Origin of the sequence: Bradyrhizobium oropedii (assembly GCF_020889685.1) — a bacterium.
GTDB lineage: Bacteria > Pseudomonadota > Alphaproteobacteria > Rhizobiales > Xanthobacteraceae > Bradyrhizobium > Bradyrhizobium oropedii.
In genome coordinates, this window is sequence record NZ_JACMYO010000032.1 from 15,021 (window position 1) to 28,685 (window position 13,665).

A 13,665-nucleotide genomic window follows, 5' to 3' on the forward strand; every position below is an offset into this window, starting at 1 on the left:
CATGTCCGCCAAGCCGAAAGCTCGACAAACCAGCCGCTCCGGGATGGCCGGCAAATATCCTGTGTCGCAAGGCGGGGCGCAGCAGATGTCGACGCGTCGTCTGTTCCTGGCCGGCGCGAGCATGGTCGCGCTGATGTTGACCGGGCAGGAGGGGGCGCTCGCGCGGCCGTTCGGAACCGGCACCGGCGCCGGCACGATGTCGGCGCCGGCCATTGCCAGTGATGCTGCAACCGCCGCAGCCCAGCAGGCGACGGAAGCTGCAAGGCAGAGCCAGGGCGCGCTGACACGGGCAACGCAGGCGATCCAGGCCCTGCAGGCTGCGCAGGCCGCAGCCCGCAATGCCGCGGCTTCTGCACAGCGCTCCAACACGCTGCCTCAGGTGGTGGTGCCGAACGGGCTTGCGCAGGGCGGGCTTCAGGTCGCACCTGGGGCGGTGCCAGGCTCCAATCTGTGGAGGGGCGCTAACCTGCCGAGCCAGGCGACGATCGGTGGCCAGACCACCGTCACCGTCAATCAAACCGCGCAGCAGGCGATACTGAACTGGCAGACCTTCAACGTCGGCAGCCAGACCACCGTCAACTTCAACCAGCAGGCCAGCAGCTGGACTGCGCTCAACCGCGTGGTCGGCAATGTCGGCCCGAGCCAGATCCTCGGGCGCGTCAATGCACCCGGACAGGTGCTCGTCATCAATCAGAACGGCATCATCTTCGGAGGCGCCGGTCAGATCAATGTCGGATCGCTGGTCGCGTCCACCGCCGGCATCACCGATCAGCAATTCCTCACCCGAGGAATCTATTCGACCCAGAGCGGTCAGGCCTATGTGCCGAGCTTCAGCGGAGCAGGCGGCAAGATCGTGGTGGAAGCCGGAGCGTTGATTACCACCGGCGCGCCGAGTTCGGTGACGTCGGGCGGCGGCTTCGTGGCGCTGCTTGGCACCGGGGTCGATAATGCCGGATCGATCACGACCCCGAAGGGACAGGCGCTGCTGGCGGCGGGCGATGACTTTATTCTGCGGCCCGGGCTCGGCACAAACGCCAACCAGGTATCCACCACCCGCGGCAACGAAGTGGTGCCAATTATCCGCGCCGGAAGTCCAAGTGGTGCGGTCGGCAATACCGGACTGATTCTCGCCCAGCAGGGCGACATCACGCTTGCTGGACGTGCGGTCACCCAAAACGGCGTTCTGGTGTCGACCACCTCGGTCAATCAGCGCGGCACGATCCATTTGTTGAACTCTGCTTCGGACACCGGGGGCTCGGTCACGCTCATGGCAGGCAGCCTCACCACGGTCCTGCCCGAGCTCGAATCCACGGAGACCGCGCTGAACTCGCAGCGTGATGCGCTGATCGCCGACTCCGCGACGCAAAATGCCATCCGCGCAACACAGAACCTTGGTCAGTTCGACAATCTTTCCCGACTCGCGGATCGTGAAGACCGGTCGCGTGTGGAAATCGTGAGCGGCGGCCTCGTCGACTTTCAAAAGGGGTCGCTGACGCTAGGTCCCGGCGGTCAGGTGGCGGTCTCGGCGGGCAAGCGGATCTTTGCCGAGACTGGCGCCGTCATCGATGTGTCCGGCACCCGTGGCGTCATGCTTCCGATGTCGACCAACGCCATCAAGGTCAACATCCAGGGTAACGAACTGCGCGACTCGCCGCAGAACCGCGACGGTGGTGCGCTCATCAACAAGGATGTCTGGATCGACGCCCGGAATCTCACTTTGGTTCCCGCCGGCACCGGCGGCTACGCGTCCGATCGCTATTACACCGCGGGCGGCCTGCTCGAGGTCGGCGGCTATCTCAACAACACCGGCCACAAGATCGGCGAGTGGGCTGCGGTTGGCGGCGACATCACATTGTCCGCGCCGGAGGTGGTTGCCCAGCGAGGGTCGATCTTCAATGTTTCGGGCGGATCTGTGCAGTATCAGGGCGGATACCTGCCGCAGACCACTCTGCTCGGCCGTGATGGCCGCACCTACAACCTCAACGACGCGCCGTCGGATCTGAATTATGCGGCGGTTGCGAATGGCTTTGTAGTCAATCACACGAACTGGAAGGTGGTTGAGGTCTATTTCAGTCCGTTCGGCAAATCCAACATGCGCTGGGAGGATGGCTACACGGTCGGTCGCGACGCCGGCCGCCTGGTTCTGTCGACGCCGACTTCGGTGTTCGAGGGAGCCATTCTTGCCGACGTGACCAATGGGCAACGGCAAATTGCCGCGCGTCCCGCGAATGTTAGCGACGGCTACAAGCTGACGCAAAATACCGCACCGCTGGCCGGCGCGTTGCTGCTCGGACTCTATGATGCGCGCGGGCTCGTCAACGCGTCGCCGACGGACGTCAAGTTCGGGAGCGTGGCTTCGATCTCCGCGGGGCTCGATCCGGCCGCGGCGCTTCCGTCCGAACGGCTCAATACCGGTTGGTTCGACGCCGGGACGATCAACGCGTTCGGACTCGGCGGGCTGAGCGTGGCTGCCAAACAGTCGATCGCCACCGAGACGCCGTTGACTTTTGCGCGCGGTGCGCAGGTGGAGTTCATTGCGCCTGTCGTCGATATCAAGGCCGACATCACGGCGCGTTCGGGCAGCGTCGGCGTTAGCAATATTCTCAGGCCGGATGCAGCCGCGCTGTCGCCGATCGTGCTGACGACGCCCGACGGGCTTGCGCAGCTGACCCTGCACGCGGGCGCGACCATCGATGTGCGCGGATTGTGGACCAACGCGCTCATTTCGCGTGACGATCTCTCCGGGCTCGCTTTCGTCAACGGAGGCAGCGTCGCCTTCAACTCGACACAGGGCGTCACGCTGGCGAGCGGCAGCAGCATCGACGTGTCGTCCGGTGCGGCGGTCCTGCAGAGCGGCAAGACAAGAGGCGGCAAGGGCGGCGATGTGACCCTGATCGCCGACGATCGTTCGGTCGGCGGTCCGACCGTGGGTGGACGCCTTGTCCTCGACGGGCGGATCGACGGCTTTGGGGCGAACGGCGGCGGCAAGCTCGTCATCGGCAGCGGTCCGGCGATCGTGATCGGGGGCAAGGCCCTGGCGACCGATGGCGTGCTGGGGGCTGGCGAGAAAGTGCAGGTCAATCTGCGGCTCGCCGAGGAATTGTTCATTCCGGCCGGCGCGGCCGTGCCGTTCAACTATGATGAGACCATCACCTATCTCGCACCCGGCGACACGGCGCCGGTATCCGTCGGAATCAATGCCACGCAGGCCAAGCCGCTCCTGATCGGGCCGAACGGCTGGACCGTTCCCAGCGGTCTCAACTTTTCGGATCTCGCCGGCAACACCTATTGGCTTGGCATGCAGATCCCGCCCGGCACTCTGGTCATGACCGACCCGTCGACCAAGCTCCCCTTGGGCTTCAAGGTCGACCCCAGCGTGTTTCCCAACGGGATCGCGCTGGTCGGCACGCGGGTGATCTTCAGTGCGGGCGATGTCGCGCCGGTGCCGCTGCATTTCACCGTCGGCACCATGATCCCGGCCGGCACGGTCGCGCCGCGCAGCTATGCCGTTGCGCCGCTGACCGAAATCGATACGGCGCTGTTCAGTACCGGGTTCGCGAGCTACGACGTGAACGGCCATCTCGGCCTGATGGTGGCGAACCACGCGGTTCTCGATGCGGTGATGCCCGTCTATCGTTTCGCCGAGACGGCGTCGAACGTGCCAAGCGGCAGCGATCCATCGTCGGCGCTGACGCTCTGGCTGCCGCCGCTCTACCTGGAGGATCCGGTTGGGGGGCGCATCACTCGCCGCGGCGGCGTCGACCTGACGCTGCAATCGAACCTCGACCAGGCCAGGGGATCGCTGACGATCGGCACGCAAGCGCGCGTGACGGTCGATCCGGGACACGCGATCACGCTGCGAAGCCCGGGCCAGATCAATGTCGATGGTCGCCTGACCGCTGCCGGTGGTCGGATCAATGTCCTGCAGAATGGCAGTCCCGGTGATCCCTTCATCGGACCACGATCAATCTGGCTCGCCGACAACGCCGTCCTCGACGTTGCGGGGCAGAGTGTCGTGGCCATCGACCGCTCCGGCCGTCGTTATGGCTTTGCAGATGCCGGAGGCAGCATCACGCTCGGAGACGACAGCCAGGCTCCCGGCGCAGTCGCGCCGGCCGGCAGCGGTTTTGTCATCGTGCGGCCCGGTGCGCGTCTCGAGGCCTCGGGCGCCAGCGCGGTGATCGATGTGGTCGAGGCCGGATCGAACTCCGTGCACCCGGTCTCGCTGGCTGGCGCGGGCGGCAGCATCGCCATCAGCGCGCTGAGCGGCTTCTATCTCGACGGCACCATGACGGCACGGGCCGGCGGCGAGGGCGCTGCGGGCGGTACGCTGTCATTGGCCTTGGTGACGCCGAGCTACAGCAATCCGCCCGACCGGCTGGCCCCGAACGAGGTGCGCAAGTTCCGCATTCTGGAGGTCGCGGAGCAGGCGGGCGCGAGCGGCCTCGCGCCGGATTTGGTGTGGGGAGCGCGTGATCCAGCACTGCAGTTCGGGCACGGCCGTATCGGTGCCGACCAGGTTGCGAACGGCGGCTTTGTCAACCTTCGCCTTTACTCGGAGACCATCGCATTCGACGGCGACGTTCGGCTCGCGCTGCCGCAGAGCCTCAGGATTCTCGGCAACCTTGTCGCCAAGGGAGGCAGCGAACGGATCGAACTCGCCGCGCCTTACGTCTCATTCGGCAGCGTCTCGTTCTCGCCGAGCGGAGGGGCAATCGAGCCCCGTCCGGGCAGCGCGACCGGCGACAGGCAACCCGGTTTCGGCACGACCCCGAGCACGCAGCCGGCCAAGACGGGCACCGCGCAGTTGACGGTGAATGCCGATCTCGTCGATCTCGCCGGCTCCTTCGAGCCGCTCAACACGGCAATCACGCAGGCGGATAGTTCGACACCGGTGCTGACCAGCATCGCGGGCATCGATCAGGTCCGTGTGGTGAGCCGCGGCGACATCCGCGTCACCGGCAACACCTACGGCTCGCGGACGCTCGAGCTCGACGCCGCGCAGATCTATCCTGTCAGCAACACTAAGGTGTTCCTGGCTGCGAGTGACCTCGTGCGGTTCGGCCGCACCACGTCCGATGCACCGGCGCTGCCGTTCTCGGTGTTTGGCAAGCTCACCGTCTACGGGACCACGATCGAGCAAGGCGGGATCGTGCGTGCGCCGCTCGGCACGATCATTCTCGGCGGCCCAGCTGTTTCGGGAAAGACTCTGCCGGGCGTCCAGCAGCTCGACCTGCTGCCTGGCAGCATCACGTCGGTGAGTGCCGCCGGGCTTGCGATGCCTTATGGCGGCACCGTCGACGGCATCGTCTACAATTACAACGGAGCCGCAGTGACGCAGGCCCTCAACGGCGTCAACGTGTTCGGCGAGGTGGTGAGCGGCATCAGCCTGTCCGGCCCCGCGGTGACGGTCGCCAGCGGTGCGCTGCTCGATCTCTCCGGCGGCGGTCAGCTGCTCGGCGCCGGCTTCATCAGCGGTCGTGGCGGCTCGGTCGATGTGCTGCTCAATCCGCTGGCCGCTGCCAATCCGGGCAACAGCTTCAGCAATCTGAAGAGCCAGGTCTTCGCGATCGTCCCGAGCGCAAGCGGAAATTATGCGCCTATCGTGCCGGCCGGCCAGGGCGCAGCGCCTTCGATCGGCCAGCGCATCACGGTCGGAGGCGGCGTGCCCGGCCTTGCGGCTGGAACATACACGCTGATGCCGGCCTCGTATGCACTATTGCCGGGCGCGTTCCGCGTCGAACTCGGTGCCTCGGTCCAATCAGCAAGTCAAACGGTCGCCTTGCCGAACGGCTCCTACGTGACGACTGCCTATGGCAGCGTCGCAAACACCTCGATCTTTGCCAGCCAGCCCAATCTCGCCGTGATCACGCCTGGCGCGACGGTGCGCAGCTATTCCCAGTACAATGAGCAGGACTATGCGAGCTTCATGCTCGCGACCGCCGCGCGCACCGGACAGCCGCGCCCGAGCCTGCCTGCCGATGCCGCCGTTCTGCAACTCATTCTTGCCGCGCAATCGTCCGGCAGCCCGTCGTTCTCCTTTGCCGGCCAGGCGCTGTTCACGCCGGGCAGCGGCGGCTATGGCGGCGTAGTCAGCGTTGATGCGCCGTACAATTCGCGCCTCGAAATTCTCGGCGCCGGTTCGACGCCGACGGCGGGCTTCGCCTCGGTGCGCGCGGCCGATCTCGATGCGATCGGCGCCGCCAGGATCTCGCTCGGCGGTGGCCAGAGCCTCGATCTTCAAAACGGCTATGTCGGAACTTACGGCTTTGCCACCACGGTCGTGGTGCGCGGCGGCGCGGTGCTGCGCGCGCCTGAGGTGTTCATCACAGCCGGCACCGGCGGCATTCGGATTGAGGACGGGGCGCGCATCGACACGATCGGCGCCGGCGCCGTGACTGTAATGCCGTCAAGCGATGGCTTCGCCTATAACGCCGGCGGCACCGGAAACATGATGGTCGTCTCGAACGGCTGGGTCGATCTGCCGCAATTTGCGGCCGGCACCGTCGGCGGCGGCATCACGATCGGCGCCGCCACCATCGCGACCGAAGGCACGCTTGCCTTCGCTGTTCAGAAGGGAACGCTGTCGCTCGCCGACAACATGCGCTACGGCGCGCGCTATCTTTCGCTCATCATGCCGAACGTGAATATCGGCGACGCGGCAGCGATCGTCGCAGCGCGCGGCGCCGGCGTGCTGCCCGACGGTCTCGTGCTGAACCAGGACGTGTTCGGCCGCCTGCTGGCCGGCAACGCCGTGATCGGTGCCCCCAAGCTGGAGAGCCTGATCCTGACGGCGCAGTCGTCGATCAATTTCTACGGTTCGCTGAATCTGTCGACCATCGACCCCGTGACCGGCCAATCCAGCCTGCGTTCGCTGGTGCTCAACACGCCCGCGATCTATGGCCTCGGGACGGCCGGTGACACCGCCACGCTGACCACAGGGCAACTGGTCTGGAACGGCATTAACGACGGCGTGCTTCGCGGCGGCAAAAATGGACCGCAGAGCCTGCCGCCAGGCGCAGTCATCGCGGGTGGTGCCGGCACCGGCCACGGAACGCTCAACATCATCGCCGACGAAGTCGTATTTGGATATCCGAGCCAATCCAGGCCGGATACCCAGGTGACGCTGGACCGCCTCGCGCTCGGTTTCTCGACGATCAATGTCACGGCCCACAGCCGGGTCACCGCGAACAACCGCAATATGCTATCGGTGTACGAGAGCCAGGGCGCGTACCAGACCGGGACAGGATACAGCTACAGCGGCGGCAATCTCAATCTGATCACGCCGCTGTTCACAGGCGACTCCGGCTCCATCAACCGCATCACGGCCGGCGGCGCACTCAGTGTGATCGGCACTGGCGGTGCGGCGGCAACGAGCCCGGCGGCGTTCGGCGCCGAGATCGGGCTGACCGGCAGCACCGTCGCGATCTCGACCGCCGTCGTGCTGCCGAGCGGCAAGCTGACCATCTCTGCCAATGGCGACATTGTGCTGAGCGACGCGGCACGGATCGATATGGCGGGGCGAACCGTCGGCCTGCTCGATGCGGTGCGCTACAGCTGGGGCGGCGACGTGGCGCTCGAGAGCACCGACGGCAACATCACCCAGGCGGCCGGATCGGTCATCGACGTCTCGGCGGTGAACAACCACGCCGGATCGTTGTCGGTGACCGCACTCGACGCTGCGGCCGGCCATGTGGTGCTGGCCGGTTCGCTCCGTGGCGGCGCCTCGGGGCACTATGACGCCGGCGGCACGATGGTGCCGTTCCTAGCCGGCAGCATCGACGTGCGCGCGCAGACGATCGAGGATTTCACCGGGATGAACCAACGGCTCACGGACACCGGCGTCACCGGTTCGCGCAGCTTCCAGCTCAAGCAGGGTGACCTGACCATCGGCGACGAGCTGGTGGCGAACAGCATCAGCGTGTCCGTCGATGGCGGCCGCCTGACCGTCAACGGCCGGATCGATGCCAGCGGCGAGCGTGTCGGCACCATCCGCCTTGCGGCGCGCGACGGCCTGTCGCTCGGCGCGGCCTCGGTGCTCGATGCCCACGGCACCGTGCTTCGCGTCGACAGCTATGGCCAGCCGATCGATGCGCCGAACCGCGCCGTGATGGAGTTGACCACGACGCAGGGGCGACTCAGCCTGGCGCCCGGCGCGCGGATCGACGTGCGCTCCGCAGACAATGTCGCGCGCGGCACGATCGAGTTGAGCGCACCGCGGCTCGGCGGCGCAAATGGCAGCGGCGACGGCGCAAACGACGTGGCGATCGATGCGGCGGGACCGGTCTCCATCGCGGGTGCGCGCAGCGTCGCGGTCAACGGCTTCCGCACCTACCGGCCGGCCGACGGCATCATCAACCAGGATTTGCTGGACAGCGTGGATGTCTCCAGCACCGCATTCATCACAGCGGCGCTACAGAATGGTGACTTGCAGAACCGTCTCGGCGGCCTGCGAACCTATGCCGACGCATTCCATCTGCGGCCCGGTGTCGAGATCACCAGCGCGACACAGGACGGCGACCTGACGATATCAGGAGATATCGACCTGTCCCGCTATCGCTACGACAGCCTGAACCCGAACACTGCGAAGACCGCAATCTACGGCTCGGGCGAGCCGGGTCGCCTGGTGATCGGCGCCGGCGGCAATCTGAATGTGTTCGGCAATGTCAGCGACGGTTTCGGCGCAGCGCCGCTGCCGCAGGCCGTTGACGGCCAGGACACGCCGGAGGTTGCGCGGGTTCTGGTCAAGGGTACCCAGCCGAACGCGAGTGACGTGGTGATTCCGCGCGCCGGTGTGGTGATCGCCGACGGCACCTTGTTCCCGAGCGCAAGCGTGTTGAACTACGACCTGCCGGTTCAGGCGTTCACGTTGGCGGCGAACAAGGTGCTTCCCGCCAGCGCTCCGCTGCAAAGCCCGCTGACAGTGCCTGCCGGCACGGTGCTGCGCGCGGATGTGCGCGATGCGTCCGGCGCGGTCATGTATGCGCGCGGCACGCTGTTGCGTCAGGATACCGCGCTGCCCGCCGGCACGATCCTCGGCGCTGGCAGCCGGTTTGCCTCCAGCATCTCGGTCGGTCCGATGATCTGGCCGAAGAATGTGCCGCTGCCGGGCAGCATGACGCTGAACGGCGAGCTGACGCTGCCGATCGGCGCCTTGATTCCGGCTGCGACGGTCGTCAAGCTGCCCGACGACGCAAGCTTCGTGAAACTGCGCGACGATCCGACGCCGAGCGGGATCTGGGCCGCGGCGCCCATGCTGCCGCAGGGATCGCAATCATGGTCGTTGCGTCTCGTGGCCGGCGCCGACGTGACCGCCGCCGACAGCCGCGCGCTACGCCCGCGGAGCGCCCATGCGGGTAGCCTCGTGCTCGCCGATTCTTCGGTGATGGCTGTCATCTCGAACCAGCCACCAGGCTGGGTCTGGTTGGATATGGGTGATGGCACCAATCCCTTTGGAACGCCGGGGCAGCCGGGCGATCCCGACATCTGCTCCATCCTGCCCGATTACTGCGTGTGGAATGCCGGCGGCCTCACCGCTCAGACGCAATTCCCGGTGCCGAGCGTGGTGCGAACGGGGACCGGTGATCTCGAGCTGCTGAGCAGCTCCGACCTCAAGGTCCGCACATCGTTCGGCATCTACACCGCTGGCACTCCGTCGTCCGCCATCCTGGCGGCGGACGGCTCTAATCCTTATGACTTGCCGCGCGGTCGACCGATGAACGCTCCTGTCCTCGGAAACAACGGCGCGTCGTATGAGGGACTGGTCAACGGCGGTGCCAGCAGCGTCTATCACGCCTGGTATCCCGAAGGCGGCGGCAATTTGCTGGTGTCCGCGCAGGGCAACCTGACGGGTATCTCAAACAACCCGATGGGGGTGCAGGACGGCAACCCGGGCAATTGGCTCTGGCGTCAGGGCGGCAACATCACCGGACAGCAGACCGCCTGGTGGATCAATTTCGGCGCCGTCGCGCTGCCGCAGCCGCGCGATCCTGATGCGACGCCTGTGGCGTGGGTCGGCTTCACCGGCTTCGGCACGCTCGGTGGCGGCAACGTCACCGTTCTGGCGGGCGGCGATGCCGGCGTGCTGGCGACGCAAAATGCCGGCAACCTCGTGACCAGCTCGACGGCGCTGAACATCACGGTTGGCTCGACCGGGCGCATCACGCCGAACGGGCAGCTGATCCTGACCGGCGGCGGCGACATGCAGGTCAAGATCGGCGGCCAGCTCAACCCGCTGCAACCGACACTGAACATCGCGAAGGTGCAGAGCGATTCCAGCGGCGTGCTGACCAATTTGCGCGGCTTGATCGACGTGCAGGCCGGAACGATCGGCGGGATCAACCTGACCTACGGTGCGAACCTCGCCGTCGATCCGCGCTGGCCGGATCCGTCGACCGCCAACAAGGGCCTCGGCTTCGGCGGCCTGCTGGTGATCCCGGGCGATGCGGTGGTGGATTTGTCGGCGCGCGGCGACCTGGTGCTGGCCGGCGCGGCGGATGCAGGCCGGGTAACACTGCAAAACACCACGAGCTACACGGTCGGAGGCGTGCCGCATGTGGGCGGCGGCACCACCTGGTTCACGCTGTGGCGCAACGAGACGGCGATCAATCTGGCCTCGGCCGGCGGCAATCTCGTTCCCACCACCCAGAACAATCTCTCAGGCAACAACACCATCGACGGCCCCACCGATCGAACGTTCCTCTATCCGCCGACGCTGACAGCGCTCGCGGCCAGCGGCAGCATCTACTATGGCGCCTACGACACGCAGCCGGCCATCATCCCGCCGCAGCTCACGCTGGCGCCGTCACCGATTGGACAGCTCGAGCTGCTGGCTGGCCGTTCGATCTATGCCAATGGCTATGCCATCGATGTCTCGGGCGCAGATCTGAGCGGGCTGACGACGCCGTTCCAGCCCGCATTCAAGGGATGGCAGCGCAACGACATCACGACGACCAACGTCAATGGCACCGGGACGGTCTTCCCGCAATTCGGCTTTTTGAGTCCAGGTGGAGTGGAGCTGTTCGCGTTCGGCCCGAACACGGCGAGCAATCTGCATGCCGCCGATCCGGACCCGATCCTGATCTATGCCGCGACCGGCGACATCGTCGGCTTCAAGAGCGGCGAGGTCTTCACTGGCACAGGCGGGTCGCCGCAACCGGCGGGCACCTGGTACATCGCGGCAAAGCCGACGCAGGTGATGGCAGGGCGCGACATCGTCAGCCTCGGCACCCCGATCGGCACGCCGGATCTGCCATACAACGGGACGCTGACCAGCAACCTGATCTTGCACACCGGCGACAACGATATCTCGGTGGTGTCCGCAGGGCGCGACATCATCTACGCCAACCAGCAGATCGCAGGTCCAGGCACGCTGCTGATCACGGCGGCCCGCAACATCTACCAGGCAGATCAAGGTGCGGTGACGAGTCTCGGCGCAGTCGTCCCGGGCGACAACCGCCACGGTGCGTCGGTGCTGATGATGGCCGGTGCGGACGCGGCAAATTACAATGCGCTGCTGCCTTACATCGACCCGGCCAATCTTGCGAAGACAGGCGTGCCGCTCGCCGACCAGCCCGGCAAGGTGGTGAAGACCTACGAGAAGGAGTTGGCCGACTGGCTCTCGACGCATTACGGCTTCAGCGGCACCGATACGGAAGCGCGCGAACGGTTTGCGTCGCTGCCGCCCGAGCAGCAGGCCGTGTTCCTGCGGCAAGTCTACTATGACGAGCTGCGCGCGAGCGGCCGCGAATATAACGATGCCAACGGTCCGCGTGCCCACTCCTACCTGCGCGGCCGTCAGGCGATCGCCGCATTGTTCCCGGGCCATGATCCATCCGGGGCGCCCATCGCCTATCAGGGCGATATCACGATGTTCGGCGGTGCGGGTGTCCGCACGATCGCCGGTGGCGATATTCAGTTGCTCGCGCCCGGCGGCCGGATCCTGCTCGGTGTCGAGGGCGCGGTGCCGCCAGCATCGTCGGGCCTGATCACGCAGGGTGCGGGCGATATCGAGACTTACTCGAAAGGCAGCCTGTTGCTCGGACTCTCGCGCATCATGACCACCTTCGGCGGCAACATCGTTGCCTGGTCGGCGGAGGGCGACATCAACGCCGGCCGCGGCTCCAAGACGACGCAAGTCTATACGCCGCCGAAGCGCGTCTATGACAATTACGGACGGGTCACCTTGTCGCCCAGCGTCCCCACGACCGGCGCCGGTATCGCAACGCTCAATCCGATCCCGGAGGTGCCGCCCGGCAATGTCGATCTGATCGCGCCGCTCGGCACTATCGATGCGGGCGAAGCCGGCATTCGCGTCTCGGGCAACGTCAACCTGGCAGCGCTGCAAGTCGTCAACGCCGCGAACATTCAGGTCCAGGGCACGTCGAGCGGAATTCCGACCGTGCAAGGGCCGCCGGTCGGCGCGCTGACTGCAGCATCGAACACTGCGGCCGCGACACAGCAGGCAGCTCCGCCGCCGCAGCAAGGCAGCGGCCAGCCCTCGATCGTGATCGTCGAGGTTCTCGGCTATGGCGGCGGAGAAGGGTCTTCGACGCCTGCTCCGGAACGCGATCAGAAGCGCGACGAGCGCGATCAGCGCAGCCAAAATCCTGACAGCGCCTATCAGGTGCTCGGGGCCGGGGAGATGACGATCGACGAAGCCAAGCAGCTCATCGCCGATCGCCGTCGTCAGATGCGGCCGTAGTCGAGCATGCCGCGTACCTACCTCAACATCGCCGCGACGTTGTCCTTTGTCACAACGTCGAGGCCGGTGTGGATGATCTCCGGCACCTTCTGACCTTTCTTGATGGCAAGCAGCGTATCCATCGCTTTCTCGCCCATTTCGAACGGCCGCTGGCCGATCAGCGCATTGGCGTAACCCTCCTTCAGAAGCTCGAGCTGCATCTTGAGGGTGTCGGCGACGACGAGCGTGAACTTGCCGGCGTCGATGTCCTTCTTGCTTTTGCTGGCGAACGCTTTGAAGCCTTCCGGGGCAAACATCGGCCAGCCGCCGACCGGAATGATCGCCGCAAGATCGGGGATCGCGGTGCGCAGATCGGTCATCTGCTGGACGCCCAGCGCGGGGTCGTCGTTGCAGAATGTCGGCGATCCCCCGACTTCGGTCCACTTGGAGCCCTTCAGTGCTTCACGGACGCCATCGACGCGCTCGGCCAGGTTCTCGGCACCCGGCCCGCCGGAGATCATCGCGTATTTGCCGCCATCGGGCCGGAGTTTCAGCAATTGCTTGCCGAGCGCGACGCCGAACTCCTTGTTGTCGGTGCCGATATAGCCGATCCGCTTCGAACCAGGCGCGTCCGAGTCGAACGTGATGACAGGAATGCCGGCAGCCGTGGCGGCCTCGATCGACTTGGTCATCGCCGCGACATCGGCGACCGAGATGGCGAGGCCGTCCACCTTCTGGGTGATGAAATCCTGGATGATCTGGGCTTGCGTCGCCGGCTCGTGCTCGACGGGGCCCTTGTAGATGCATTCGATGTTGCCGAGCTCCTTGGCACGCTTCTGACAGCCGTCGCGCGCAAAGTCGAAGAACGGATTGTTCATCGCCTTGGGTACGATCACGAATTTATAGCTCTGGGCAAAGCCGGGCGTCGCCATCATGGCGAAGACCGCGGCGGCAAGAAGTGTCTTCCTCATTGCTTCCCTCCA

At 65.9% G+C, this 13,665-nt stretch carries 2 protein-coding genes; one reads left to right on the forward strand and one right to left on the reverse strand.

Annotated elements, in window-relative coordinates; translation table 11 throughout:
- Nucleotide 1: 1 nt before the first annotated feature.
- Nucleotides 2-12,703 (forward strand): filamentous hemagglutinin family protein, encoded by a 12,702-nt coding sequence (locus H8A95_RS11710; protein ID WP_229183272.1) that lies wholly within the window; start codon nt 2-4, stop codon nt 12,701-12,703.
- 17 nt (nt 12,704-12,720) lie between these two features.
- Here the strand turns inward: H8A95_RS11710 and H8A95_RS11715 are convergent, their stop codons facing one another.
- A complete protein-coding gene (locus H8A95_RS11715; RefSeq protein ID WP_229183273.1) occupies nt 12,721-13,653 on the reverse strand; it encodes a sugar-binding protein in 933 nt (310 codons plus the stop codon).
- Nucleotides 13,654-13,665 lie beyond the last annotated feature (12 nt).

Excerpts from the sequence above, each read along its gene's own strand:
- H8A95_RS11715 (WP_229183273.1), bottom strand. The coding sequence starts at position 13,653 with ATGAGGAAGACACTTCTTGCCGCCGCGGTCTTCGCCATGATGGCGACG.
- H8A95_RS11710 (WP_229183272.1), top strand. The coding sequence starts at position 2 with ATGTCCGCCAAGCCGAAAGCTCGACAAACCAGCCGCTCCGGGATGGCC.